This window comes from Arcticibacter sp. MXS-1, from assembly GCF_041902385.1.
Taxonomy (GTDB): domain Bacteria; phylum Bacteroidota; class Bacteroidia; order Sphingobacteriales; family Sphingobacteriaceae; genus Arcticibacter.
Genome location: NZ_CP169244.1, coordinates 1265985 through 1291443 on the forward strand (window position 1 = coordinate 1265985; position 25459 = coordinate 1291443).

Annotated in this window: 23 protein-coding genes and 1 pseudogene; 11 read left to right on the forward strand and 13 right to left on the reverse strand. The window is 46.2% G+C overall.

What is annotated here, in order from left to right; genetic code table 11:
* Positions 1-56: 56 nt before the first annotated feature.
* On the forward strand, positions 57-1052 hold the full coding sequence (pdhA, locus tag ACES2C_RS05315) for a pyruvate dehydrogenase (acetyl-transferring) E1 component subunit alpha (protein WP_374165961.1): 996 nt from the start codon (positions 57-59) through the stop codon (positions 1050-1052).
* Between the two features lie 30 nt (positions 1053-1082).
* Complete coding sequence (locus ACES2C_RS05320) at positions 1083-2753, forward strand: 2-oxo acid dehydrogenase subunit E2 (RefSeq protein ID WP_374165962.1); 1671 nt, start codon at positions 1083-1085, stop codon at positions 2751-2753.
* Positions 2754-2850: 97 nt separating this feature from the next.
* Here the strand turns inward: ACES2C_RS05320 and ACES2C_RS05325 are convergent, their stop codons facing one another.
* The 3 genes from ACES2C_RS05325 to ACES2C_RS05335 are packed head-to-tail and all read right to left on the reverse strand — an operon-like array spanning position 2851 to position 4780.
* Positions 2851-3315 carry a hypothetical protein gene (locus tag ACES2C_RS05325; RefSeq protein ID WP_374165963.1) on the reverse strand — a complete coding sequence of 155 codons (465 nt, stop codon included), beginning with the start codon at positions 3313-3315 and terminating at the stop codon, positions 2851-2853.
* Entirely contained in the window at positions 3312-3542 is a 231-nt protein-coding gene (locus ACES2C_RS05330; protein ID WP_374165964.1) for a ferredoxin, read from the reverse strand. Before ACES2C_RS05330 ends, ACES2C_RS05325 begins: the two co-directional genes overlap by 4 nt.
* Positions 3542-4780 (reverse strand): peptidase U32 family protein, encoded by a 1239-nt coding sequence (locus ACES2C_RS05335; protein WP_374165965.1) that lies wholly within the window; start codon positions 4778-4780, stop codon positions 3542-3544. Before ACES2C_RS05335 ends, ACES2C_RS05330 begins: the two co-directional genes overlap by 1 nt.
* 122 nt (positions 4781-4902) lie before the next feature.
* Here ACES2C_RS05335 and ACES2C_RS05340 point away from each other — a divergent pair, with 122 nt between their 5' ends.
* Together ACES2C_RS05340 and ACES2C_RS05345 are read left to right on the forward strand one after the other, a co-directional pair.
* Positions 4903-5676: a threonine/serine exporter ThrE family protein gene (locus tag ACES2C_RS05340; RefSeq protein WP_374165966.1), complete on the forward strand. Its 774-nt coding sequence runs from the start codon at positions 4903-4905 to the stop codon at positions 5674-5676.
* 3 nt (positions 5677-5679) lie between these two features.
* Positions 5680-6177 (forward strand): threonine/serine exporter family protein, encoded by a 498-nt coding sequence (locus ACES2C_RS05345; RefSeq protein WP_374165967.1) that lies wholly within the window; start codon positions 5680-5682, stop codon positions 6175-6177.
* Between the two features lie 257 nt (positions 6178-6434).
* Here ACES2C_RS05345 and glgP read toward each other — a convergent pair whose 3' ends face one another.
* The 3 genes from glgP to ACES2C_RS05360 form a co-directional block, all read right to left on the reverse strand.
* Complete coding sequence (glgP, locus tag ACES2C_RS05350; RefSeq protein WP_374165968.1) at positions 6435-8087, reverse strand: alpha-glucan family phosphorylase; 1653 nt, start codon at positions 8085-8087, stop codon at positions 6435-6437.
* A gap of 238 nt (positions 8088-8325) precedes the next feature.
* Positions 8326-9627, reverse strand: a complete 1302-nt coding sequence (locus ACES2C_RS05355) for a class II aldolase/adducin family protein (protein ID WP_374165969.1) — start codon at positions 9625-9627, stop codon at positions 8326-8328.
* A gap of 265 nt (positions 9628-9892) precedes the next feature.
* Entirely contained in the window at positions 9893-10156 is a 264-nt protein-coding gene (locus tag ACES2C_RS05360; protein ID WP_374165970.1) for a hypothetical protein, read from the reverse strand.
* 145 nt (positions 10157-10301) lie between these two features.
* Between ACES2C_RS05360 and ACES2C_RS05365 the strand changes: the two genes are divergently transcribed.
* Positions 10302-11546 carry a PDZ domain-containing protein gene (locus ACES2C_RS05365; RefSeq protein WP_374165971.1) on the forward strand — a complete coding sequence of 415 codons (1245 nt, stop codon included), beginning with the start codon at positions 10302-10304 and terminating at the stop codon, positions 11544-11546.
* A gap of 14 nt (positions 11547-11560) precedes the next feature.
* Here ACES2C_RS05365 and ACES2C_RS05370 read toward each other — a convergent pair whose 3' ends face one another.
* The gene (locus tag ACES2C_RS05370) at positions 11561-12781 is read right to left on the reverse strand and encodes an FAD-dependent oxidoreductase (protein WP_374165972.1); all 1221 of its coding nucleotides are present in this window, start codon (positions 12779-12781) and stop codon (positions 11561-11563) included.
* Positions 12782-13003: 222 nt separating this feature from the next.
* Positions 13004-13603 (reverse strand): OmpA family protein, encoded by a 600-nt coding sequence (locus ACES2C_RS05375; protein ID WP_374165973.1) that lies wholly within the window; start codon positions 13601-13603, stop codon positions 13004-13006.
* A gap of 341 nt (positions 13604-13944) precedes the next feature.
* Here ACES2C_RS05375 and ACES2C_RS05380 point away from each other — a divergent pair, with 341 nt between their 5' ends.
* Positions 13945-14673 carry a CPBP family intramembrane glutamic endopeptidase gene (locus ACES2C_RS05380; RefSeq protein ID WP_374165974.1) on the forward strand — a complete coding sequence of 243 codons (729 nt, stop codon included), beginning with the start codon at positions 13945-13947 and terminating at the stop codon, positions 14671-14673.
* 6 nt (positions 14674-14679) lie between these two features.
* On the opposite strand, the gene ACES2C_RS05385 is transcribed toward ACES2C_RS05380, so the two are convergent.
* The 5 genes and pseudogenes from ACES2C_RS05385 to ACES2C_RS05405 all read right to left on the reverse strand — a co-directional run bounded on the left by ACES2C_RS05385 (position 14680) and on the right by ACES2C_RS05405 (position 20725).
* A complete protein-coding gene (locus ACES2C_RS05385) occupies positions 14680-15465 on the reverse strand; it encodes an SDR family oxidoreductase (RefSeq protein ID WP_374165975.1) in 786 nt (261 codons plus the stop codon).
* Between the two features lie 7 nt (positions 15466-15472).
* Positions 15473-16174: an ABC transporter ATP-binding protein gene (locus tag ACES2C_RS05390; protein WP_374165976.1), complete on the reverse strand. Its 702-nt coding sequence runs from the start codon at positions 16172-16174 to the stop codon at positions 15473-15475.
* 53 nt (positions 16175-16227) lie between these two features.
* A pseudogene (locus ACES2C_RS05395) lies at positions 16228-17705 on the reverse strand (DUF5687 family protein).
* A gap of 32 nt (positions 17706-17737) precedes the next feature.
* Entirely contained in the window at positions 17738-19018 is a 1281-nt protein-coding gene (locus ACES2C_RS05400; protein WP_374165977.1) for a replication-associated recombination protein A, read from the reverse strand.
* Between the two features lie 36 nt (positions 19019-19054).
* The gene (locus ACES2C_RS05405; protein WP_374165978.1) at positions 19055-20725 is read right to left on the reverse strand and encodes a glutamine--tRNA ligase/YqeY domain fusion protein; all 1671 of its coding nucleotides are present in this window, start codon (positions 20723-20725) and stop codon (positions 19055-19057) included.
* Between the two features lie 139 nt (positions 20726-20864).
* Between ACES2C_RS05405 and ACES2C_RS05410 the strand changes: the two genes are divergently transcribed.
* The 5 genes from ACES2C_RS05410 (at position 20865) to ACES2C_RS05430 (ending at position 25450) form a co-directional block, all read left to right on the forward strand.
* Positions 20865-22091, forward strand: a complete 1227-nt coding sequence (locus ACES2C_RS05410; protein ID WP_374165979.1) for an anaerobic sulfatase-maturation protein — start codon at positions 20865-20867, stop codon at positions 22089-22091.
* A gap of 202 nt (positions 22092-22293) precedes the next feature.
* A complete protein-coding gene (locus ACES2C_RS05415; protein ID WP_374165980.1) occupies positions 22294-23703 on the forward strand; it encodes a sigma-54-dependent transcriptional regulator in 1410 nt (469 codons plus the stop codon).
* Between the two features lie 51 nt (positions 23704-23754).
* Positions 23755-24795: a hypothetical protein gene (locus ACES2C_RS05420; RefSeq protein ID WP_374165981.1), complete on the forward strand. Its 1041-nt coding sequence runs from the start codon at positions 23755-23757 to the stop codon at positions 24793-24795.
* The gene (locus tag ACES2C_RS05425) at positions 24717-25346 is read left to right on the forward strand and encodes a histidine kinase dimerization/phospho-acceptor domain-containing protein (RefSeq protein WP_374165982.1); all 630 of its coding nucleotides are present in this window, start codon (positions 24717-24719) and stop codon (positions 25344-25346) included. The genes ACES2C_RS05420 and ACES2C_RS05425 overlap by 79 nt, the downstream gene beginning before the upstream one ends.
* On the forward strand, positions 25295-25450 hold the full coding sequence (locus tag ACES2C_RS05430) for an ATP-binding protein (protein WP_374165983.1): 156 nt from the start codon (positions 25295-25297) through the stop codon (positions 25448-25450). Before ACES2C_RS05425 ends, ACES2C_RS05430 begins: the two co-directional genes overlap by 52 nt.
* The last annotated feature ends 9 nt before the right edge of the window (positions 25451-25459 follow it).

Genomic DNA, 25459 nt, shown 5'->3' on the forward strand with positions numbered 1-25459 from the left:
CTTTTTTTATCAGGATATGGTTAGATTTGCCATCCCAAAAAACACATTATTGACAAATGAGTTCAATTGAAATTACAAAAGATACCTACCTGCAGTGGTACGAATCAATGCTGCTGATGCGCAAGTTCGAAGAAAAAGCCGGACAGCTGTATGGCCAGCAGAAAATAAGAGGCTTTTGCCACTTATACATTGGTCAGGAAGCCGTTGTTGCAGGCGCAATGTCAGTTCTGAGGCCTGAAGACTCTATGATCACAGCCTATCGCGATCACGCTCACGCTCTTGCAAAAGGGATGTCGGCAAATTCCATCATGGCTGAGTTGTACGGAAAAGCGACAGGCTGTTCGAAAGGAAAAGGAGGCTCAATGCACATGTTCAGCAAAGAACACAAGTTCTTTGGCGGACATGGGATCGTAGGTGGCCAGATTCCTTTAGGTGCTGGAATTGCCTTTGCAGAAAAATATCTTGGTACCGACAATGTATGTGTATGTTACATGGGTGACGGTGCTGTAAGGCAAGGATCTCTTAACGAAACTTTCAATATGGCCATGATCTGGAAGCTTCCGGTGATATTTGTCTGTGAGAACAACGGATACGCCATGGGAACTTCTGTAGCAAGAACCACCAACATGGAGGACATCTACAAGATCGGGCTTGGATTCGATATGCCTTCTGAACCTGTTGACGGGATGGATCCGGTAGCGGTTCATAATGCGATGGATGCTGCTGTTCAGCGGGCACGTGCAGGCGAAGGACCTTCTTTCCTTGAGATCCGTACCTATCGTTATAAAGGCCACTCCATGTCTGATCCTGCGAAGTACCGGACCAAAGAAGAACTTGAGAGATATAAGGCCAAAGACCCTATTGGTGTGGTAAAGCATGCTATTGTTGAAAATAATTACGCTGACGAAGCCTGGTTTGAAGAAATCGACAAGAAAGTAAAGGCTATAGTTGAAGAATCAGTGAAGTTCGCTGAAGAATCACCATGGCCGGATCCATCCGAACTGTACAAGGACGTATATGTTCAGGAAGATTATCCTTTTATTAGAAGCTAAATATTTGTCAGACAAAAAACCGTATATAAAATGGCTGAAGTAGTTCGCATGCCCAAAATGAGCGATACCATGACCGAAGGGGTGATCGCAAAGTGGCACAAAAAAGTCGGCGATAAAGTAAGCTCAGGAGACCTGATTGCTGAAGTAGAAACCGATAAAGCAACAATGGATTTTGAATCCTATCAGGAAGGCACGATTCTGTATATTGGGGCAGAAGAAGGCTCAACTGTTCCTGTGGATTCTGTTATAGCTGTATTGGGGAACGAGGGGGAAGATTATAAAGCTGCGCTTGAAGGAGCTGGATCGTCAAAGACCGATTCTGTTGAAAAGGCAAGCTCTACCGCAGAAACAAGCGACAAACCAGAAACTAAGGTTCCGGAAACGGAGCAGCCGACTGCAAAAGGTCCGTCTGTAGATCCTGAATCTCTTGGTGCTACTGTTATCCGTATGCCTCTTTTAAGTGATACGATGACAGAAGGCGTTATTGCTGAATGGCATAAGAAAGTCGGAGATCAGATCAAGAGCGACGATACGCTTGCTGATGTTGAGACCGATAAAGCGACAATGGAAGTTACCGCCTATGCAGAAGGTACACTCCTGTATATCGGTGTTGAGAAAGGCCAGGCCGCTAAAGTGAATGACATCATTGCTATTGTAGGAAAGGAAGGTACCGATGTAACTCCTCTTCTTCAAGGCGCTCCGGTAACCTCTAATGCCTCAGAAGGAAAGAAAGAAGAGGAGAGCAAGACTGCTGCACCAGCACAAAACGAAGCTGAAACAGTATCTTCTGACTCTGATGCGCGTGTAAAAGCATCCCCGCTTGCGAAGAAAATTGCAAAAGACAAGGGAATCGACCTCTCTCAGGTGAAAGGTAGTGCCGAAGGCGGCCGCATTGTGAAGAAAGACGTTGAAAACTTCAGCCCGTCTGCTCAGCCAGCTGCCGCTCCGGCAGAGACTGCTGCTCCAAAAGAAGCAAAGAAGGACGCTCCTGCAATCACTATTCCTACATATATCGGAGAAGAGAAGTTTACAGAAAAACCAGTGACGCAAATGCGTAAAACCATTGCGAGAAGGCTTTCTGAAAGCTTGTTCACTGCTCCTCACATCTATGTAACCATGAGCATCGATATGGACAGCGCTATTGCTGCCCGTGCGAAAATGAACGAATTCTCTCCTGTAAAGATTTCCTTTAATGACATGGTGATCAAGGCTGTGGCTGTTGCACTGAAACAGCATCCAGGTGTAAATTCATCATGGAGAGGCGATAAGATCCGTGTTAACGAACATGTAAACGTGGGTGTTGCTGTAGCTGTTGACGAAGGCCTCCTTGTTCCTGTCGTTCGCTTTGCGGATGGCAAGTCTCTATCTCATATCTCTGTTGAAGTAAAAGATTTTGCACAAAGAGCAAAAGCTAAGAAACTTCAGCCAGCTGACTGGGAAGGTTCTACGTTCACAGTATCCAATCTGGGTATGTTTGGTGTAGATGAATTCTCAGCCATCATCAATCCTCCTGATGCTTGTATCCTTGCTATTGGGGGTATTCAGCAGGTGCCGGTGGTTAAGAACGGCGCAGTGGTTCCGGGTAACATCATGAAGGTTACGCTTAGCGCAGACCACCGTGTAGTGGATGGTGCTATGGGTGCTGCATTCCTGCAGACCTTCAAGACCCTTCTTGAAGAGCCCGTAAGACTGTTAGTATAGCTTAATGCCCCGACTTTACTGCTGGGACAATCGATAAGAATAAGAAAGGCGATCTGATAACAGATCGCCTTTCTTTATTTCCTGCCCTGCCGGAACTTCACTTAAGGTCCGGCATGTTTGCACTCCAGGTCAGCTTTGTTCCGAAGCCTAATGTGTTGTCTGTAAATTTTACCCAGCCAAGGCGAACTATCCATAAGTCGCCGCTCATTGCCATGGCAAAAGGGTATTTCCGATAGTAGACCTTCTGGAGATCAGATAAGACGGTTCCTTCGGGCTTTTCAAAAAGCCCTGAAAACTGTATTCCCTTAACCTTGCCAGTAATCAGCTTATCCGGGAGAACAGAGCCGGCCACGCTATGATTCTCAAGCCCAATCACGACATGACGAGTCTCGCCAGAGGACTTAAATATTAAAGCGTTGTGCTCCAGAGAATAGGCATAGAAGCAGGTAGCACAATATGGACTGTTATCTTTACTGACTGCCAGTGTTAAAACAGTTTGAGATTGAAGGAATGTCACTATCCTTTTGTCAATAGCCGTAATGGCTGCTTCTGGTTCGGTCATTTTATTTGTTCAACTTTTATAATATTGACGGGACAGTGAAGAGCAGCGCTTCTATTCTCTTCATATTCGTCATCCCCTACAACTACAGTGTAAAAACCTCTCTTTTCGACTCCCTGAATTAAGGTACATTTCCCGTCCCTTCTTGAAATCCGCCACCTGTAACTTGCAGCCTCCACACATGCGTTGCAGCCAATGCACTTTGCCCGCTGCTGAGTGATACGAACCATCAGGCGTCTACCAACTTGTACAGCTTATCTGAGGGCCTTACCTTTTCACCTAAAGCCATAGAGAATACGTCGCCTTTCTTTACCCGCCCTGTTGGTCTGTCGTTCACACGCAGCTCATTTACGATGGTCTGAACGACGCCGGTAGTGGGGCCGGTTATAAGGATCTCATCCCCAACATCAAGAGTTTGAGACTCCATCCGGAACTCTCCTGACTTTACATTATCGAAGTACTTCACGCCTTTGCCGAGATATACCTTCCGTTTAGTGGCCTTTGAGCCGTAAACATTACTCCATTCTCCCATCTTCCTGCCCAGATAGTAACCTTCCCAAAAGCCCCTGTTGAAGACTGTAGATAAGCGCTCCTTCCAGCTCTCGATCTTCTCTTCCGTATATGTACCTTCGAAGTATGCGTCGATCGCCTCGCGGTAACACTTTACAACAGTGTATACATAGTCAGCGCTGCGTCCGCGTCCCTCAATCTTCAGAACCTTAACATCTGCATCCAGGATTTTATCAAGGAAGTCAATTGTACAAAGGTCCTTGGCAGACATAATGTACTCATTGTCGATCTCAAACTCTACCCCTTGTTCCTTATCGGTTACGATATAACTGCGGCGACAGTTTTGGATACATGCTCCCCGGTTTGCTGATGCAAAGTCGGAATGAAGGCTCATATAGCACTTGCCCGATACTGCCATACAAAGCGCGCCATGCGCAAAAATCTCCAGTTCCACCAGCTTACCTGAGGGCCCGGTTATATTTTTCCGTCTGATCTCACGAGTAATAGCTGCCACCTGCATTAAGCTAAGTTCTCTCGCCATCACCATTACATCCGCATATTCAGCAAAAAAGCTAACGGTCTCTATGTTGGTGACATTAGATTGAGTGGAGATATGAACGGGAATTCCCACTTTACCTGCATAGTGTATAGCGGCGAAGTCTGATGCAATGACTGCATCAACATTATTCGCTTTTGCCGCATCTACGATACTTTTCATCAAACTGATATCATGATCGTAGAGGATGGTATTAAGAGTGAGGTAACAGCGTATATTGTGTTCCTTGCATATGGCAGAGATGCGTGACAGATCATCAATTGTAAAATTATTACTGGATCGGGCCCGCATATTCAACTGCTCGATTCCAAAATACACGGAATCTGCTCCTGCCTTTATCGCCGCCGTCAGCGATTCAAATGATCCGGCAGGTGCCAGTAATTCTACTTTATTCTTTTGCATTTCACGAGGATTAACCACATTACAAAATTTTGCATTTTTTTTGCTATAAAATATGATCTCCATCAAGTATGGAAAAAGAAAGAGTCCTATTTTTGCATCGATTCTGAAAAACTGTCAATTCTATGACGTCAAACTTAAAGAATACCGAAATTAAAGAACTGGGAGATACCTTATTAGAGATTGGCTCACTCTTGTTAAGCGCAGGCGCCAGCACTGGACGAATCAGAAATACGATCACAAGAATTTCCGACTCTTTTGGCTATAACACCGAGTTTGTGATTAACAACAGGACTCTTCTGCTCACGTTAAGCGACGAGAATGATGAGTACTTTTTCAATAGTTTGAAACGATCATCTCCTCATGGTGTCAACTTCAAGCTTTTGACCGGTATCAGCAGACTAAGCTGGCAGGTAGTAGAAGACAGGCTCACAGTCAGCCAGATAAACGAACAGATCAGCCGCATGGTGGCTCTTCCTCATTACGACAGATGGAAAGTGCTCACACTTGTTGGCCTTGCGGGCTCGGCATTTTGCAGGGTAAACGGTGGCGAAGCTCTCGACCTTATTGCTGTCTTTATCGCTACCTTCATTGGCCTCTATGTAAGACAGGAAGCAGTCAAGCTTAGATTTAACACCTACTTGTGTATTTACTTCGGTTCGCTAACCGCGTCTTTAATTGCTGGCGCCGCTGTTAAATTCGGAATGGATTACATTCATTTCCCGGCATATACCACTTCCGTATTGTTCCTCATCCCCGGAGTTCCCCTCATAAACACATTCTCAGACATGATTGAAGGAAATCTTCAGAATGCTATCATAAGGGGCATGAACGGCCTGATCATGTCATTCGCAATTGGACTGGGGTTGTTAACATCGACATTCATATATCAGTTTTAAGACATGGAGTGGTTACTTATATTCGAAAAGTGCATCTGGTTCGGACTTGCGGCAACCGGATTTGCGGTCCTGTTTAACGTCCCGGCAAAGAATCTGCCCACTATTTATCTTATGGGAGCCGCTGGTGGTATAACGAAAGTTCTCACCATGCACTTCGGTGGCAACATCGTATTTGGTTCTTTATATGGGGCGACCGTAGTCGGCTTCCTGAGCATCTATTTTGCTCACAGAAGGCATTCTCCCCCGCCGGTGCTTGCCATTCCTTCAGTTATCCCGATGATTCCCGGGATCTTAGCATATAAGATGATCATCGGCCTTATCAGGCTAGCCGCAGATATCGATCCCGCTACGTATTCGCAGACCTTGTCAGAAACAGTGAACTACGGGTTGAAAGTGATGTTCATCCTGATGTGTCTGGCGGGAGGTGTTGCCATTCCAATGCTGATCACAAGGAAGCAGTCTGCCAAGGAACTAAAGTTCAAAAGAAGGAGAAATTCCTGACCGGAAAGAAAACAGATACGCACATCTAAAAAAGTGATGTCTAAAGAGGACTATTAAACCCCAAGACGATAAAACGCTCTTCAATACAAAGCGGCAGCACGTATAAGATCTTTCATTGTAAGGGCAGATAGTTGCATTCAAGACAAAAAAAGTTCATAAGCTCGACTCTCAACAAGGATGGAAGTCAGATAAAAAAAGGAAGAGGCTGAACTCACTTATGAGACAGCCTCTTCCTTTTTTTATCTACGAACGGAACGCTATCTGGCAAACATTACTTCGTAATATTCAGCTGCCATTCGACCCGATTCAAAAGCCGGAGCAACTTCAGCAGCGGCAGTCTTAACAATCGAAAGCCACTTATCCTGGTCTTTATAATACAATGGTAATACATCACTCTCCAGTGTTTCGATCAAGGTCTGAGCCTCCAGCTTGTCTTTCTCTTCAAAAGAAAGGTGATCAGGAGCGGGCTGAATGAGGAAGCAGTTCTCTTTATCCTTCGCAAACTCAGGAATCCATCCGTCAGGAATAGAAAGGTTGACACACCCGTTCATAGCTGCAGTCATCCCACTCGTACCTGAAGCTTCACGATACATTCTTGGGTTATTCAACCAGACGTCTGACCCCTTCTTGAGCATCGCAGACAGTTTAAGCTCATAGCCTGTGAGCACGGCACAATTCGGGATAGCCTTTGTGCGGTTAATTATACTATTAAAGGTGTCGATAGCACCATAATCCTGAGGATAAGGCTTCCCGGCCCAGATGATTTGAATGGGGTATTCAGAATTTGAAACAAGCTTTATAAATCGCTCCCAGTCATGCATAAGCAGGTCGGCTCTTTTATAACCCGCAAACCTCCTGGCCCATACTACGGTCAGTACATTCTCGTCGAACAACTTTCCGCACTGATCAGCCACGATCTCAAAAAGAGCTTTTTTCATCTCTTTTTTCCTGGCAATAATTGCCTGATTATCTCCGGCTGCGAATGCCTTTTCGATGGCAGCATCCTTCCAGTAGGTGGTATTCTGAGCATTGGTAATTGAAGTGATCTCTGCGATGCCGGCATTACCCTTCCACATATCTCTTGACACCTCTCCATGCAGTTTAGAAACAGCGTTTGCTTTTCCTGCAAACTTTAAAGCACCAAGGGTGTAGTTAAACGCGGGGCCATCTATTCCAAGTATCGACTTTACCTCCGCTTCATTCAAGCCATAGAAGAACGACATATCCTGAAGCAGCGAGTATGCGTGCTCTTCATTCCCGGCTGCTTCCGGAGTATGAGTGGTAAAAACAACCCGCTTTTTAACTTCCTCTACACTCTTGAACTTAGAATAAAGATAGAAATTGAGCGAGATGGAATGGCCTTCATTCATATGATAAAGGGAATCATCACGGCCGATCTGGTCAAGCAGCTTCGCTCCGCCAGTTCCCAACAGTATTGACTGTGCTACACGGGTAGCTTCATTAGAATCATACAAGCGGTGACAGATGCTTCTCGACACTTCATCATTTTCAGGAAGATCTGTACTTAGCAAAAATAAGGGGGCCGACTTAAATACATCCGGCTTAAGCAGCCATGCTCTGACGTGAACAGGAGAATCATGAATCGGAATCGTGAACTGGATTCCTGTATCTTCAAGAAAAGAGTATTGCTTCTCAATAAAGGCCGGCTTCATAGTGCCATTCGTATCTCTAACCTGATCGTAGTATCCATACTTCCAAAGAATACCTACCCCCACCAGGTTTTGCTTCAATTCATAAGCGCTCCGCAGATGGGAGCCCGCGAGGAATCCAAGACCCCCACTATAAATCTTTAGTGCCTGATCTATCGCAAACTCCATTGAGAAATATGTAACAGGGGTTGCATATTTCTGGTCGTGTTCATAGCTAAAAATGTCCTTAGTTGTAATCATAGTAGCAAATTATGCAATAAAATTTATATTCTAACAAAATGATTGAGAACGTGAAAAAGTGCAAATGTTGTTTCTTTATACTTGATTTCAAGAATAAAAGTTTCAACGCTTGTTAAGAAACGGGCCCAAGGAAGGATTATCTCACACAAGATTGCCGCGTTAGGAGGAGCAAAATACTTAAACACGAATGCCTGGCAGCGCTTACTCTGCCAGGCATTCCATATTGGTTTTAAGAACCTTAGTCCTTAATAAACTTCTTCCTTAGTTCCTCAACCTGCTCGTTGTTAATCGGCACCATTGCACCAATAGAAGCACACATCACCAAAGACTTAGCACTAAATTCTGCTACTTCCAGGTAGTCAAAGGTTTGGAGCAGCTGATTTCCGGTTACAACTACACAGTCGTTTTTGATTAGGACTGCTGGATTGCTCTTGGAAACCAGGTCCGGAATTTCTGTCCTGCCTGCAAACTGAGTACCGAATTCAAGAGTATGCACGTCTTGCAGGAAGATCCAGCTTTCAGGAATAGTCCTCACATTGAATGAAGCACCTGTTACAGAAAATGCCATCAAATAGGGCGACTGCGTGATAATGATGGAGTTAATCTCGGGGTGCTTTCTGTAGATCTCCTGGTGCAGATAAGTTGTACGACTGGGGTTCTTACCCGGCTCGCGCCTTCCATCCTTAATTTGGACGACGTCATCAACCTGCAGATCCCATCTTGGAACATCAGTAGGTGTGATCAGAAAATCGTTATCCTTCCATCTCACAGAAATTGTTCCGTAGGAGCTAAACATGAGGCCCTGAGTACATGCCCGATGCACGATCTTGCAAATCTCCGCACGTTTTTCTCTTTCATCAGGAGGATAGGAAACAGATGCCATTTCTGGAAGGGGCGTAGGCAGCTGAGCTTCAAAAGCGTCAACATCTTCGTCTTTCAAATACTCAGGGGTTCCTACTGCCTTTCCGTACAGGATTGTCCGGGCTGAGAATTCGAGGGTTTCGAATCTCTGGAAGGTATCCATTAAGTCACATCCGCCTACAACCGTCCCATGGTTTTCCATAATCACCGCCTTGTAGCCACGAGTAAACTCATCTGCGATCTTTGCTCCCAGAGCCTCGCTGCCTGGCAGTTCATATTCAGCGTAACCGATAGGTCCGCAGACCTGGTGAGCCTGAGACAGAATGTTAGTGTTAGGCGTTGTCCTGGCAATGCTGAAAGAAACTAAAGCGGGCGGATGAGCATGGATAATTGCTTTTATATCCGGACGGATGCCATAGATGGCCCGGTGAAAGGGAAATTCAGATGAAGGCTTGTGCAAGCCTTCAATAGTTCCATCTTTTCTTATACACACAATGTCCGACGCCCGGAGCGATCCTTTGTCAACTGCGGAAGGAGAAATCCAGATGTCGCCGTTTTCATCCATTACAGAAATATTGCCCCCCGACGTAGTGGTCAGTCCTCTGCGATAAATACGTGTCATAACCAGGGCAACCTGTTCTCTCGGGTGCATCAGCCTGGTATCCAAAATATCGTTCATATACTTATGAATCATTAATAAACGTACAATTATACAGGTAAGCGTTGACTTAGCTATCCTGAGGTGTCTTGCCTTAAGTAAGTCAGGCACAAAGAATCAAAAAAAACGGCAATGAAAGAATGATGAAGATCAACAAAAGACCTGCAATACGCGCAGCTCCGGGAGCAGAATAACAAGTCGGCGATGCCGACTTGTTATTGTTAAATAAGGTTAGTTTGTTTCTGTTTTGCTGAATTCACGTTTACGTAGCTTCAGTTATGGCTGTTTAGGCGCCCTTTCTCAATTTCATGCTTGTTAATCCGGGTGAAAAAGTTGATCCTGATGCGACCAACCGTGCGATAAGATAGAAGTCAGATAAACGTTTGTTTAAACCACCAATGGTATTTTCAGGATGTAGGGAGCCTGACGAAAATACCGTCCCCTTGTCAATAGATTTCCAGCGAAGCTCTTCGTCCTCAGACAACCTTTTTACCCTGCAGGCACTCGCCTTCCGGGCTTTTGTCGTGAAAATGAGAAGCTTCTCTTTCATTTTGAACTAATTATGGTTCTTTCAAAAATAAAAACGAGCATTTACATTCCAAAATTTAATTTAGAACTGATTTAAAGTCATATTAGTGGTCGGCCGCTTCCTCATTTCATCAGAAATTTTCTAACTTCACTCTAAACTGACCGATGTGGACATTCTGCGTTCTGCTCTGCATTATCTGGTGAGCCTTCTGATCACTTTTATTTGGCTCCCGCAGACCTGTGCCCAATCACTTCATCTTGTCAATGGAAAGCAGAGCAAGAGCATCAGTTTTAACTATATAAAGAATTTAATCATTATTCCCCTGCACCTCAATGGGAAAGGCCCTTATAATTTTGTGCTTGACACAGGCATCGGCATTACACTTATCACCGATCCTGGCCTGGCCGATTCACTTAAGCTTACCAATTTAAGAACGCTTAAAGTCATCGGCTTTGGAGAAGGCAAAGAGCTGCTTGCAAATGTTACCCCGCCTCTATTCGTCAACATAGACAACGAAGTGTTTGGCGAGTTATCGGCGGCGATATTGAAGGAGGACTCTTTCTCCTTATCCTCCTATGCCGGCATGCCAGTGCATGGCCTGATCGGTTATGAATTCTTTAGCAGCTTCATCGTAAGACTGAACTATTTCACTCACATGCTTAAGTTATATCCGCCCGATGCGGATTATGTCCCAAGAAGGGGCTATCATATACCGATTGAAATAGAAGAAAGAAAGCCTTATCTGAAGGCAGAAATATCGCTCATCCCCGGCGAGAAAAGAAAAGCAAGATTTATCATAGACACAGGGGCAGGCCACCCGCTTTCACTCGAGACCGACTCCGCAAAGCCCTATCCGGTCCCCGCTCCGAGAATACGAGCGAACCTGGGAATCGGCCTTGGAGGATCTATCAACGGATATATCGCCCGCATCCCGACGCTCACCATAGGTAAATTCCGGTTTAGCAATGTAATTTCCGCATTTCCTGACTACAAAGACGCGGCAGGGAAACTAGCCTCAATAACGCGCAATGGGAACATTGGCAATACTATACTCCGCCGCTTTACTGTTGTCTTTGATTACAATAGGTCCAGTCTTTACCTCCGCCCTAATTCAAAGTACAGAGATCCCTTTGAACACGATATGAGTGGTCTGGAGCTTGCCTGGACAGAGCCCGATTTTAAACGCATTATCATTACCCGCATAGAGCCGGGCTCGGCTGCAGAAGAGGCGGGGCTTAAAGTTAACGACCTTATCCTGGATATCAATTTGATTCCGGTCGACCAGATTGGCTCCGAGGAGGTATATAACACTTTCCAGTCAGGTCATAAACGAAACCTGGTTTTAAGAATCATAAAAGGCGGCACTAATGAAATTCGGACGCTGATCCTTACTCTGAAGCGTCGCATATGAGCCCGAGATGCCCACTACCGTTTCAAGTTGCCGTCCAGATCTACTGCCACGCTGAAAGGCTTGACGTAGGCATTAAACAAGACAGCGAATTCCCGACGGGTAGCTACTCTCTGTGCATCAAACTTACCCGGCAATTTCAACGAGCTAGTCCATCCTTTTTCTACCTCCCTGTTTAGCTCCTCTCCCCGGGAGGCAACGAACTTAATGAGATTCAAAACGCCCTTCAGAGTCAGCCTTTCAGCTGAGTTATCCAAAAACCATATTTGGCTCCTTGTGAAATATTCCTTTACAGGCGACACTATTTCGGCCGTAGAAACACTCGAGTCGGGTAAAAACAAGAGCTTTCCTCCCACCATCTTTCCTTTTAATATACCTGTAAGAGCTATGCTCTGAATAGCAGCAGCATTAGAGTCCTTTCGGGCAATATCATCAAAAGCGAGCAGATGTGCTCCAAAGGACAAAAGCTCGCTCTGAATTACTCTGACATTTAACTTTTTCGATGTAGTTTTGAAGAAAGCACAATATGCTGCTGCAGCTCCAGCTGCCTGCCCTGTCGCTGTTCCGGCAACCGCGCCTGAAGCAGAGGAGAAAAGAAAGTTTTCCGGGTCCCCCGTCAAATTAACAAGGGGCAAAGTAGCCGGAAATACCTGCCCTGAAGGAATTAAGGCAATTCCTGTTCTGTACTTCTTGGTATGGTAGGGAATAGAATCAGGCAGGCCCGAGGCCCTCTTTACAGCCGCCATGGCTGACACATACTCGTTTTCACTTGCATCGACCACCACATCCGCTTTTACTGTCCGCTTCCCGCTGAGTTCTGCCGACCAGATCTTGCCATCTTTTCGAATGTTGTTAACGTTCGTCTTTGCAGATATGGTCAGGTTTTTAACAGTGTCTGCCCAGGCCTTGAAGATACTGGCCACAAAAGCAGGTGAAAGCTTCTGATTGTCGTTGTACGCAAACTTCTGTGCTATTTCTACCCGCCGGATAAATTGAGCATAAATACCGGACCTGACTTTTGCTTCCTCGGCCGACAGCCTTAATTCTTCAAAATTTCCGTTGTCTATCAGCAGTGTCTTTACCCCCGAATGTGCGGACTGAATGGCCGCGGCAAGACCGGCAGGCGTGGCCCCTACAACGAGCACGTCAGTCTTCACCGTCTGGCAAATAGCAAAGCTGGCTGAAACCAGTATCAGAAGTATTACAGCGGCATATCTAATCTTGTAAATCATTCTCATTCAAATACCTTCAAATATAAGAGGAACAACGGCAGGAGCACCTAAACTGTACAATGTCGCCGAAGGTTTAACAATTTTTAACAAACTACGATATTTTCGCCAGATGCAGTTCTCTTGCGACAGAATAAGTTTGTACAACGTTCCTGCTTATCCACCCTTTCATGCTATGCCTTAAACGAAAAAAGCCCGCCTGCAAAAACAGGCGGGCTTTTTTCTTCCTTATTACTGGGCACTCTGTCTGGCCTCGTTTTTCATTTGTTCATTCGCAACAATCACAATCTCAACCCGTCTGTTCTGCGACCTTCCCGCCTCAGTAGTGTTGTCTGCTATCGGCTCAGATTCTCCCTTTCCGGAGATGTTGATACGTGACGAACTTACTCCATTTGCTACTGCAAAATCCTTCACCGCCTGCGCCCTTCTTTCCGACAACGACATATTGTAAGAATCAGAACCCACATCGTCAGTGTGACCCACTACAAGAATATTGGTCTGCGGATTATTTTTCATAGAAGCAGCCAGGTTCGTGATATTCGTGCGGGCAGCATCCTTTAAGTTTGACTTATTAAAATCAAACAGGATACCGGAGTCGAACTTTACGATCAGACCTTCTCCTGCCTTAATCACTTCCGCCCCAGGTACTGTTCTCTTAATTTCTTCTGCCTGCCGGTCCATCTTTCTACCGATGAATGCTCCGGCTGTTCCTCCAATTGCACCGCCCACAATCGCTCCGACAGCAGTGTTACCTGCTTTCTTTCCTATCAGGGCACCAATGGTACCACCAGCTGCTGAACCGATCACGGCACCTTTCTGAGTCCTTGTCATTTGGCTACAGCTAGTTGCTAAAAAAGCTGTTGTAGCGAGAGCAACACAATAAGTCGCTATTTTAATTCTCATTGAATTCATATGTATGTGTTTTAGTTGATTAAAAATTTCAAAAGCAGTGCCAAGACCCCGTTAGCCTGTCTGTCTCCCTCTTCAGGACATCAAAATCACTCTACAAGGAAGCCTAAGAATGCCTCAAAGGTAAAAACAATGCCTAATTTTTAGTACAGTCTATACTTTTTTGACTTTAAAATTAACTTAAGGTTTAATAAGGAACACTTTCACGAGGTGCTGCCTCTTCCTTCAGCGCAACTGATTATCTTTGTCGAAACTTGCAGCAGATGATCCTCTCCTCCCAGCTGATAAACGCCATTCTTCAAATACTCGTCCTGGTCCCTTTTGTATTGCTTGCAAAGAGTAAAAACTGGAGTAAAGAAGACAGGCGCACCATCGGACTTTTCGTTATTCTCTATATCCTGTGGACAGTATTAACATCAGGACTTTCCGGACTGGTCCTGTTTGATGGTCAGTTATGGAACTGGCTAGGTAAGGCAGCGGGACTGCTCATGTCACTGTTCTTTGTAATAAGAAGCAGGATTATCAGTCGTAAAGAAGCCGGACTACAGTTGTCCTTTGCCAAAGACGCTGTTTTTCCTGTCGTCATGCTCGTCTTGTTTGGCTTGCTCCTCCGTGTTGCCGTTTACTTCACGTTACAAACGCCTTCCTTCACGTTTAACAAAGAAACGCTGCTGTTTCAAAGCACCATAAATGTAATATCCGATGAAGTCTTCTTCCGGGGCATTCTTTTGGTCCTGCTCGGCAGAATATTTAAGGAAGGAGAAGACTTTTTTGGCTTTAGCCTCAGCTGGCCTGTGCTGATCACCTCAATTCTGTTTGGCCTGTCGCAAGGGCTCTTGCTTCAAAACGGGTTGCACCTGCAAATTAATCTGATCAGGATCCTGCTGGCTTTCCTCGCCGGGCTTATTGCAGCAATGCTCAAAGAGAGGTCGGGATCCTTGTTACCAGCGGTTGTTTTCCATGCTCTGTGGAACCTGACCAGCAACCACTAGAAGAGTTTATAAGGACGGAGTGCGGCCCCCATCGACAGGGATATTAACGCCATTTATGTAGCCCGCAGCGGGTGAGGCTAAAAATGCTATTGCAGCTGCTACATCTTCCGCTGTGCCTATTCTGCCTGCCGGAATCTCCCTAACCATTTGTTCTTCAATCTCCCCGGTGCTTTTCTGTTCACGCTCCGCCCTGGCTGAAATTAACGACTGAAGACGGCCGGTCATAGCAGTTGAAGGAAGAACGTTATTGACTGTGATGCCAAACGGAGCAAGTTCAAAAGACAAGGTCTTGGCCCAGTTAGCAACAGCGCCGCGAATGGTATTAGAGACTCCGAGCCCTTTGAGAGGTGCTTTAACGGAAGTCGATATAACGTTGATGATCCGGCCCCAGCCTGCAGCCTTCATCCCCGGCACTAAGGCCTGCGTCAGAATCTGATTGCAGACCAGGTGACTTGAAAAAGCATCGAGAAATTCCTCTGGCGCCGCGCTGATTGCCTCACCTCCCTTGGGCCCTCCGGTGTTATTAACCAGGATATCCGCCGTGAAATGCTTAAGAAAGTCTGCTATTACAGTGCTTACCTGTTCAGGATGTGAAAAATCAGCAACCAGATAGTTATGCGTCTCAGTATCATCAACAGGCAACAAATCCAGAACCTTTTTCAACTTCTCTTCGTCGCGCGCAATCAGCGTGATACTGGCCCCCATAGAAGCCAGTTCTATAGCAGCCGCCTTTCCAATACCCTGTGTGCTTCCGCAAACAACAGCACGCTTTCCTGTAAGATCGATATTCATAAGCTACTTACTGCATAACAGAAAAATACTCTTCCAGTTCGTCCCTGGTGTTGCTGTCAGTCCGGATATCCTTAATGATCTTTCCCTTTTCCATGAGCAGGATGCGCTGGCAGACGTCCGTAACATGGGAAAGATCATGACTGGAAACAATTGTTGTAGTGTGTCGCTCGGCATTTAATTGCTTAAGCATGTTCTTAAGCCTGATCTGGGTACTTGGATCTATATTAGCAAAGGGCTCATCAAGCATCAAGACTTCCGGATTCTGCAGAAGGCATGACACCACGCCCACCTTGCATTGATTACCTTTCGAAAGATCGCGGATATATTTGTTCCTTTGAAGGATTTCGCCGTTAAAAAAGTCGGTGTATCTGCTCAGCTCTGCGTCTGTATGCGCTTTACTAAGATCAGAAAAAGAACCGATAAAGTAGAAGTATTCCTCAGGTGTCAGGTAGTCGATAAGAAAGCCCTCGTCAAGATAGGAGGCCGTGTATCGTTTCCATTCCTCCGACTCCGCTACATTTACTCCCTTTGAAAGCACTTCGCCGCTGTCGGCCCTGATCAGGTCGAGAATCATTCGGAACAGGGTCGTCTTTCCCGCCCCATTATTCCCTACCAGGCCGATTGTTTCGCCCTTGTTTATAACAAGCCCGGGAACATTGACAACGGTTACACCATTATAAATCTTCTTTAAATTTTTTATCTCAATCATACGATCGCTATTTATATAATTTAGCTGGAGTTCTTTATACTACTTCTGATGTACTACTGATGCCTGAAGCCCTCTGCTATACGATACCGCTGCTCCTTAAAATTTGTCACAAGTCTCTTCAGCCAATAAGAGCGTGTAACAATAAAGATCAAACCCATCAGACCGATAGCAAAAACAGAAGCAAGAGGATACCCGGCAAGATTAAAGGGCACATAAACCACATAGGGTAATATGAGCAGCGGAAGTGAAAGGAGCCACTGCGATGCTCCAACCCCTTCCCAGTTAAAGGAGGCTCCCCTGGAGAGATCGATGCGCCTGTAATTCCTGTTGGCAAAGAAAAGAACAATCAATGAATTAACGCCAAGGTTCCATAAGAACATGCAAAACTGGACAAGAAGGATCTGCCATCCAAAGTATACGTAAGGAATAGTGAGCACAAATGCGATCCCTGAAAAAATAGTAAACAGAAGGAACTTCGATTGAATAAAATCCTCTGCCCTGATCCGGTGAGCAAGGATGCCGTCAAAATGAGAGGATTGCCAGCTAAACATAAACTGACCGTAATTGATAATAAAAATGCCCGTCATAAACATGGATGCAAAGATCTTCCAGCCGTAACCGTTCCCATAAGCAGGATTGGTATAAAAAAGGAGTCCGTAAAACATCATCAGGGTGCAAATGGTCAGCGAAGATTTAGACCGCTTGTTCCGGAGGATTAGCTTTAGTTCGGTAACGGCCAGCTCTCCCGGCCGTCCAAATCGTCCAAGAAAGGGGATATCGGTTGAAGATTTGTTCGCCGATGTATTACTCTGGAGCTCGTCGAGATAAAGGTTTTGTCTCAGGAACCTGTAGTTCACCAGAAACATGCCCGTCGCAAGAAGAACCGCAGCCAGGCTATAGACGGGATGCTCTACAAGCTGGGCAAAAGCCGCAGACGATACAACCGAAAGTGTTATGGTATGCCAGCGGAAATCCAGGAGCGTAATCAGGGTAAATGAAAGAACAAACGCCAGCATGTACCAGCCATTAAGGTTCACTTTTCTCTTTAGCCATAAGCTAAAGAAGTGATTAAACATGGTAAGACCTGTAATGGCAACCAGGTATCCCCAGAGCACTCCTGCGCCTTTCGCGGCCAGCACCACCTTAAGCAAGAAAGGAAGAGTAAGGATATAGGGACTGAAATTAAAGCCCGACCACAAGGACGTAAGACACAGATAGTTCACAATCTGGTTCTTCTTTACCGGCACATTCAGATAGGGCCTGACGCTCAGAGTTGGCAGTTCCTGCAGCTGAAACCGGGCCATCAGATCGATCAGAAAGTAATAGATCAGGACGCTGTTAAACGAGGCGATTACGTCTTGCTGCGGATAGACCGCAACAAAGATCTTGTCGAGAAAAAAGCAAGAAGCAACAGGTTGGCAAAGAAGTACAGGATCAGTAAGCCCATCACGATCCTGATGGCCACGCTTTTGCCAGTATTCTTTGACCGCCAGAACGCTTTCCACTGATGTTGTAAAAAGGATGAGGTCATAAGGTGAAGTTAATAAAAATTCTGAGCGGAGGCTAATACTTGTACTTATTCTTCCAAAGCATTTTCAGACGTTCCCTTAGTTTCTGCTCGCTCGTATTATTTCCCGGCTGATACAGGGTCGTACCACTCAGTCCGTCCGGAAAATATTCCTGTTCCTCAAAATTCCCTTCATAGGCATGAGCGTACTTATACTCCTTCCCATAGCCCATGTTCTTCATCAGCTTAGTGGGCGCATTCCTGATATGCAGAGGCACAGGCAGGTTCCCCGTCCTGGCTACCAGCGCTTCTGCCGCATTTATAGCTTCGTAGCTGGCGTTGCTCTTGGCAGAGGAAGCCAGGTAAGTAACTGTCTGCGAGAGAATGATACGCGACTCGGGCCACCCGATCACATTAACAGCCTGAAAGCAGTTATTAGCAAGCAACAAGGCATTCGGATTAGCATTTCCGATGTCTTCAGAGGCAAGAATAAGGAGTCGGCGAGCAATGAACAGCGGATCTTCACCTCCCGCGATCATGCGCGCAAGCCAGTAAACAGCTGCATTAGGATCACTCCCCCTGATTGACTTGATGAAGGCTGAAATGATATCGTAATGCTGCTCTCCGGCCTTGTCGTACAAGGCCATATTCTGCTGCACATGCTCCAGAACAAACTCGTTGGTAATCTCCACGTCCTGCGTTCCAGCCGCATTGATCACCAGTTCGAGCACATTTAAAAGCCTCCGCGCATCTCCTCCGGAGAGACGAAGCAGGGCTTCATGCTCCTTAATCGTTACTGTCTTTTGAGAAATTTGCGAATCTTCTCTCAGAGCGCGCTCAATTAACTCCAGCAGATCTGTTTCGCTCAGATGTTTCAGCACGTATACCTGGCACCGCGAGAGCAAAGCGGATATAACTTCAAAGGAGGGATTTTCAGTAGTGGCGCCAATAAGCGTAACCAGACCCCTTTCTACCGCGCCAAGCAAAGAATCCTGCTGCGATTTTGAAAACCGATGGATCTCATCAATGAAGAGGATCGGAAGGTTGTCTCCAAAGTTTTTCAGAGCGGCCGCTTTTTCAATCACCTCGCGTACATCCTTTACACCCGAATTGATAGCACTCAGACTGAAGAAGGGACGTTGAAGCTGCTTTGATATGATAAATGCAAGCGTCGTCTTTCCTACTCCGGGTGGGCCCCACAAAATCATAGAAGGAAGGTTACCGCTTTCTATTGCCTTCCTTAAGATTGCATTTGGCCCAATAAGATGCTGTTGCCCCGAATAGCCTTCCAGCGATTCGGGCCGCATTCTTTCGGCCAATGGAGGTAGAGTCGCCATAATCAACAAATATCGTAACAGCCAAACACGTGGCTCTTACCCTTTCTTTGCTTCTTTCGCCCAGGTGTCCTTCAGGGTCACGGTACGATTAAATACCAGTTTGCCCGGCTGTGATTCCTTGTCGAGCGTGAAGTACCCCTTCCTGATAAACTGATAGCCCTTTCCCGGCTCTGCATCTGCCAGATCTGGCTCAACATAAGCTGCAGGGATAACTTGCAGGCTCTCAGGGTTGATATACTCGCGGAAATCGCGCCCCTCAGCTCCGGGATCTTCTACCCGGAAGAGCCGGTCGTATACGCGCACTTCAACCTGCTTAGCGTGAGGCACGCTTACCCAGTGAATTGTACCTTTAACCTTGATTTGCGAGGTATCATTCCCCGAGCGCGACTCAGGTAAATACGAACAATGTACTTCCGTGATATTTCCCTGCTCGTCTTTCACGAAGTCATCGCACCTGATGATATAGGCGTTCTTCAGGCGAACCATCAGACCCGGACCAAGGCGAAAATATTTTTTAGCAGGATTCTCCATAAAGTCCTCCCGCTCAATCCAGAGTTCCCTGCTGAAAGGAATGGGCCTTGATCCTTCCCCGCCTTCAACTTCCGGATTATTCTCTCCCTCAAAAACTTCCTCCTGTCCTTCGGGATAATTGGTGAGGATCAGCTTCAGCGGATCGAGTACCGCCATTCTTCTCCACGCCGTTTTGTTTAAATCTTCCCGAACACAAAACTCCAGGAGGCTCACATCAATAATGTTCTCACGCTTGGCCACACCAATTCGATCGCAGAAATCGCGTATAGAGGCAGGCGTATAGCCCCGGCGGCGAAGCGCACTGATAGTTGGCATACGCGGATCATCCCAGCCGTCAACGAAGCCCTCATTTACCAGTTGCAGAAGCCGCCGCTTACTCATTACAGTATACGTCATATTCAGTCGGGCAAACTCATACTGCCTGGACGGAAATATCTCCAGCTCCTCAATAAACCAGTCATAGAGAGCGCGGTGAGGAATAAACTCGAGCGTACAAACGGAATGCGTAATTTTCTCTATCGAGTCTGATTGTCCGTGCGCAAAGTCGTACATCGGGTAAATACACCATGCGTCGCCGGTTCTGTGGTGATGAGCATGACGAATGCGATACATGATCGGATCGCGCATGTGCATATTAGGCGAGGCGAGGTCAATTCTGGCCCGGAGAACCTTCTCTCCGTCCTGATATTTCCCTGCCCGCATTTCAGCAAATAACTGCAGGTTCTCCTCAACAGACCGGTCTCTCCATGGGGAGGGCGTACCTGCTTCAGTTGGGGTTCCCTTTTGCTCGGCAATCTCATCAGGCGTACTGTCATCAACGTAGGCCTTACCCTTCTTAATCAGCCGGACTGCAAACTCGTAGAGCTGCTCGAAGTAATCAGAAGCATAGAATTCATTTTGCCATTGAAAACCCAGCCACTTCACATCTTCCTTAATGCTTTCAACATACTCAGTTTCCTCTTTCTCCGGATTGGTATCATCAAACCGGAGATTCGTTTGTCCGTTGTATTTCTGGGCTAAACCGAAGTTCAGGCAGATTGATTTTGCGTGTCCAATGTGAAGATAACCGTTCGGTTCAGGAGGGAAACGAGTATGTACCCGTCCGCCATGCTTACCGTTCTTTATGTCTTCCTCAATGATTTCTTCCAGAAAATTAAGTGATCGTTCTTCGCTCATATACAGCTTTAAAAGGCTACAAAAGTACTAAAGATTCAATTAAAGTGGGATAAGAACCCTTCAATTCACCCTAATAAGTACCGCAATACTTAGTACACAACTAAGTTCAAAATCTTTAGTTTTGTCAAAACTACGCTTTATGGCCGAATATCCTAATCCCGGCTTCAGTCTGATGGCTAAACCTGCAGGATCACAGTGCAACCTCAGCTGCAGTTACTGCTATTATCTCGAGAAAGAGAAGCTGTATCCCGGCTCCGGTCAGGCCAGAATGAACGACGAAACCCTGGAGGTCTTCGTCAGAAAGTACATTCACGAACAGCCGGCAAAAGAGATCACATTTGTTTGGCAGGGAGGTGAACCAGCACTGGCCGGAATAACTTTCTACAAAAACGCCCTTCAGCTTCAGAGGAAGTATGGCAGCGGGAAGGCTATACACAACTCCTTTCAGACAAATGGTACTTTGCTAAACGACGAGTGGTGCCGATTCTTCAAAGACAACAATTTTCTTCTTGGCATTTCCATCGACGGCCCTGAAGCACTGCATGATCATTATCGTCTTAACAGAGGGAAAGAAGGATCTTTTGCTAAGACAATGAAGGGCCTGGAACTCTTAAAAAAGCACAATATCGAGTTCAACACGCTCACTGTCGTGAACAAACTCAATGCAGAGAAGCCGTTGGAAGTATACAAGTTCCTCAAAGAAGTTGGGAGCCACTTTATGCAGTTCATTCCACTGGCAGATCGATGCGCGGTTAATAAGCGGCCCGACGAGCTGCTGCTGGTGCCCCCATCCTACCCCGGCCAGGCAACTCTTGCCCCCTGGTGTGCTTCAGCGCTGAGCACCGGCAGATTTCTGATAACTGTCTTTGATGAATGGGTGAAGAAGGACGTCGGGCGGTACTTCGTTCAACTCTTTGACGCGGCCCTTGCTAACGAGATGGGCATAGCGCCGGGCCTCTGCACATTTAATGATCACTGTGCTAACGCCGCAATCATAGAACACAACGGCGACATCTATTCATGCGACCATTTTGCTTATCCTCAATACAAAATAGGAAACGTTCTGAGCGGACCATTAAACAGGATATTTTCTCAGACCAGGCAAATGGAGTTCGCGGCGGCGAAGTACACTACACTTCCCCATCAGTGCAAAACTTGCAGCGAGTACGTCTACTGCAGGGGAGAGTGCCCGAAAAACCGTTTCCTAACAAGTGTTGACGGAGAGTACGGACTTAACTACTTTTGCAACGGATACAAACAATTTTTTAGACATATCAAGCCTTATCTGAAGTTTATGAAAAATGAGCTCCTCAATCACCGATCCCCGGCCAACATCATGCATCAGAAGATCGGAGGGTTTGACTAGCACTGTCCGATACTCCTGCGTTTGCCTGCCTTAGAAGCAGCGCTTTATCTTTTTGAAACAAAAAGATAAAAAAACAGGAATAAGGACTGGGCAATACAATTTAGACGCCAATCGAGAACCATGGTTTTTTTTGCTTAAATTGTAGAAAATTTTTCCCATTAAACTTTTATAGGTACTTTTATAGACTGTTTTGGTTTAAGCTATGAAGAGAATTTTAATAGTCGATGACGAAATCAACATAGGTCTTTTGTTATCAAAGTTCCTGACTCGTAACGGTTACGACGTTTCAATCGCTACGAGCGGGGCAACAGCACTTGACTTCCTTAGCAAGGAGAGTTTTAACCTCGTTCTTTGCGACTTCCGACTTGAAGATACGGACGGAAGAGAAATTTTAAGAAAGATCAAGGCGTCATATCCTGCCACCGGCGTTATTATCATTACAGGCTACTCCGATATCAAGCTAGCTGTAGAGCTCATCAAGATGGGGGCTTATGATTACATTACCAAGCCACTCTATCCCGACGAAATACTGAACACGATAAACAAGGCGCTGGAGACGCAGGAGGCTCTTTCAAGACCAGAACTTCAGCCAGCAGGAACGCCTGCTTCAGTAAAGAAAGAAAGGAATGCAGGGGCAGGGCTCCCGGAAACCTTTATTACCGGCGAAAGCACAGCTTCCAGGGACTTGCTCAGGCAAATTGAACTCATTGCTCCAACCTCCTACAGTGTTATTTTAACAGGCGAAAGTGGTACAGGAAAAGAGTCGGTCGCCCAGGCTATTCACATGAAGAGCAACCGGGCAGACAAACCATTTGTTGCCATGGATTGTGGCTCTCTTACTAAAGAACTGGCCGGAAGCGAGTTTTTCGGACATGAAAAGGGCTCATTTACTGGTGCATTATATACCAAAATTGGCCACTTTGAGATGGCAAATGGAGGAACTCTGTTTCTCGATGAGGTAGGAAACCTCTCCTACGAGATACAGGCTGCCCTGTTGCGCACCGTGCAAGAACGAAAAGTTAAGCGCATCGGGGGCACAAAAGAGATCGATCTCGACGTCCGGATAATAGTCGCAACGAACGAAAACCTCCATGAAGCAATTCAAAAGGCAAGGTTTAGAGAAGATCTGTATCACCGCTTCAACGAATTCAGCATCCACCTCCCTCCTCTTCGCAACCGTGAAAGAGATATCATACTTTTTGCCCAAAACTTTCTGAAGTTTACCAACAAAGAACTGAACCGGTCTATAGAGGGCTTCTCCGACGAGGTGATCGAGTGTCTGCTAACCTATAACTGGCCGGGCAACGTAAGGGAATTAAAGAACGTGATTAGGAGAGCTACTCTGCTGACAGAAACAAATAAGATCCAGCTGAAAGCCCTTCCTCTCGAGATCTCGACCTTTGCAAAAGTTTCAGCAATGGAAACTGCTGTAGAAAACATTCAGGTACGTGAAACAAGGCGAGGTTTAAAAGACGCAGCACTTGAAGCTGAGTATGAGACGATCCTTAAAGTACTCAAAGAAGTGAACTTCAATAAGACCAAGGCTGCTAAAGTTTTAAATATCGACAGGAAGACCTTATACAACAAAATGAAAGCAATAAATCTGGAATAAAAATTGCCATCTGCAACTATCCCCCTGGGATACCATTAACAGCAGATTCATTTGGATAAAAGGCGATCTAACCCCACTTACAAAAACAGGTTCAACTTACCCCCGGTTCTGGTCATAGTGGTTGTGGTCATTTGCCTCATTCCCGCTATTTTCATTGTTGCGGTCCTTCAGCAGACCAATGGTCTATTTCTCAGCTCTTCCGCACGAACACCCGATGACCACCTCTCCTCCGCCGTCTGGTTTGCTTTTGGCGCAGCATCAGCATTGATTACAGGCAGTCTTGCATTGGTTGAATATACCGCCCGCAAGGGAATGGCGAGCCTGATCATCAGCGCGGTCCTTCTCTCTGCCGGCTTATACGATCTGTACACTATTCTTGCCTGCGGCATACTTTCAGACACCTTTCAAACTGAAAGAATGTACCAATCATGGCTGATAAGCAAAGGCTTACATCTCTTTCTCCTAACATTCAGCACTACCTGCTTCATCCTGATAAAGAAAGGCCGAAGTGCTGGCAACTCAGTTAAAACCGCGGCCCTTGTATTCATCACCTGTTTTATCTCAACGGGCTCCGCAGTCGCCCTCTCCTCAATCAGTACCGCGTTGCCTTCGGAGCGCGCTGCCTCCTTCGTCACACATCCCTACGACTTAGCAATCGTTGCGCTTTATATTATCCTTGGCCTCGCTATCCTGATGGGCTTCAATTCACGATTCCCCTCTTTTTTCAGCCGGACTGTGATCCTGAGCATCATTCCCTCAGCATTCGCCAGCGTTTCCATGGCCATGTGTCGCCAGGAGTTTGATCCGCTCTTCAACAGTGCCTATTTCCTAAGGGTTGTTAGCTACCTCGTTCCCCTCCTGGCACTAGCCGTAGGATACCTGCGGGCGAACCGCAAAGAGCAGAACTTCATCAAGGAGTTACATTCCGAAATGCGCGAACGCATACTGGCTCATCACCACCTGAAGGAGCGCGAAATGGCACTGGCGCAAACTGGGGCGGAACTGAAAAAAATGTGGAAGAACTTGTACGATCTAACTCAGAGCTGGAGCAGTTTGCATATGTTGCTTCGCACGATCTGCAGGAACCATTAAGAAAAATACAAGCATTTGGCTGCCTGCTTGAGCGCAAGTACGCAGCACTTCTCCCCCAGGAAGGCAGAGAATATACAAGACGGATGCAGAACGCCTCTGCCAGGATGCAGACCATGATCGATGACCTTCTTTCCTTGTCCCGCACAAGGCGAAACGATAGCCTGTTCCGCGCAGTTAATCTTGAAGACAGCATCAGGGAAGTGCTTACGGACCTCGAATATGCAATAGAAAAGAAAAAAGCACGGATCGTAGTAAACGCAAATATTACGATTCGGGCTATTCCAGGCCAAATGCGCCAGCTTTTCCAAAACCTCATCTCAAACTCGCTCAAGTTTTCGAGACCAGACATCACACCGGTAATAACAATTACAGGAAAACCGGTTTCTCAGTTCGAGATGAAAGATCAGGGGAGCGTGCCTTTAGCCAAAGACAGCACTTGCGTGATAGAAGTGACAGATAATGGCATTGGATTTGAAAAAAAGACTCAGAACGGATTTTTATGCTATTCCAAAAGCTCCATAGCAGGGACGAATACGAAGGTGCAGGATTAGGGCTTGCACTGTGCAAAAAAATAACAGACAATCATTCAGGTTACATAGAAGCAGAAGGAGAAGAAGGACAAGGTGCTCTCATCAGGATATTTCTCCCAATATAATTTAACAAC

Coding starts and splice junctions, on each gene's coding strand:
- ACES2C_RS05370 (WP_374165972.1), bottom strand. CDS start 12,781: ATGAGAATGATTTACAAGATTAGATATGCCGCTGTAATACTTCTGATA.
- ACES2C_RS05375 (WP_374165973.1), bottom strand. CDS start 13,603: ATGACAAGGACTCAGAAAGGTGCCGTGATCGGTTCAGCAGCTGGTGGT.
- ACES2C_RS05415 (WP_374165980.1), top strand. CDS start 22,294: ATGAAGAGAATTTTAATAGTCGATGACGAAATCAACATAGGTCTTTTG.
- ACES2C_RS05410 (WP_374165979.1), top strand. CDS start 20,865: ATGGCCGAATATCCTAATCCCGGCTTCAGTCTGATGGCTAAACCTGCA.
- ACES2C_RS05400 (WP_374165977.1), bottom strand. CDS start 19,018: ATGGCGACTCTACCTCCATTGGCCGAAAGAATGCGGCCCGAATCGCTG.
- ACES2C_RS05330 (WP_374165964.1), bottom strand. CDS start 3,542: ATGGTTCGTATCACTCAGCAGCGGGCAAAGTGCATTGGCTGCAACGCA.
- ACES2C_RS05360 (WP_374165970.1), bottom strand. CDS start 10,156: ATGAAAGAGAAGCTTCTCATTTTCACGACAAAAGCCCGGAAGGCGAGT.
- ACES2C_RS05345 (WP_374165967.1), top strand. CDS start 5,680: ATGGAGTGGTTACTTATATTCGAAAAGTGCATCTGGTTCGGACTTGCG.
- glgP (WP_374165968.1), bottom strand. CDS start 8,087: ATGATTACAACTAAGGACATTTTTAGCTATGAACACGACCAGAAATAT.
- ACES2C_RS05355 (WP_374165969.1), bottom strand. CDS start 9,627: ATGAACGATATTTTGGATACCAGGCTGATGCACCCGAGAGAACAGGTT.
- ACES2C_RS05380 (WP_374165974.1), top strand. CDS start 13,945: ATGATCCTCTCCTCCCAGCTGATAAACGCCATTCTTCAAATACTCGTC.
- ACES2C_RS05335 (WP_374165965.1), bottom strand. CDS start 4,780: ATGCAAAAGAATAAAGTAGAATTACTGGCACCTGCCGGATCATTTGAA.
- ACES2C_RS05430 (WP_374165983.1), top strand. CDS start 25,295: ATGCTATTCCAAAAGCTCCATAGCAGGGACGAATACGAAGGTGCAGGA.
- ACES2C_RS05340 (WP_374165966.1), top strand. CDS start 4,903: ATGACGTCAAACTTAAAGAATACCGAAATTAAAGAACTGGGAGATACC.
- ACES2C_RS05385 (WP_374165975.1), bottom strand. CDS start 15,465: ATGAATATCGATCTTACAGGAAAGCGTGCTGTTGTTTGCGGAAGCACA.
- pdhA (WP_374165961.1), top strand. CDS start 57: ATGAGTTCAATTGAAATTACAAAAGATACCTACCTGCAGTGGTACGAA.
- ACES2C_RS05325 (WP_374165963.1), bottom strand. CDS start 3,315: ATGACCGAACCAGAAGCAGCCATTACGGCTATTGACAAAAGGATAGTG.
- ACES2C_RS05320 (WP_374165962.1), top strand. CDS start 1,083: ATGGCTGAAGTAGTTCGCATGCCCAAAATGAGCGATACCATGACCGAA.
- ACES2C_RS05405 (WP_374165978.1), bottom strand. CDS start 20,725: ATGAGCGAAGAACGATCACTTAATTTTCTGGAAGAAATCATTGAGGAA.
- ACES2C_RS05390 (WP_374165976.1), bottom strand. CDS start 16,174: ATGATTGAGATAAAAAATTTAAAGAAGATTTATAATGGTGTAACCGTT.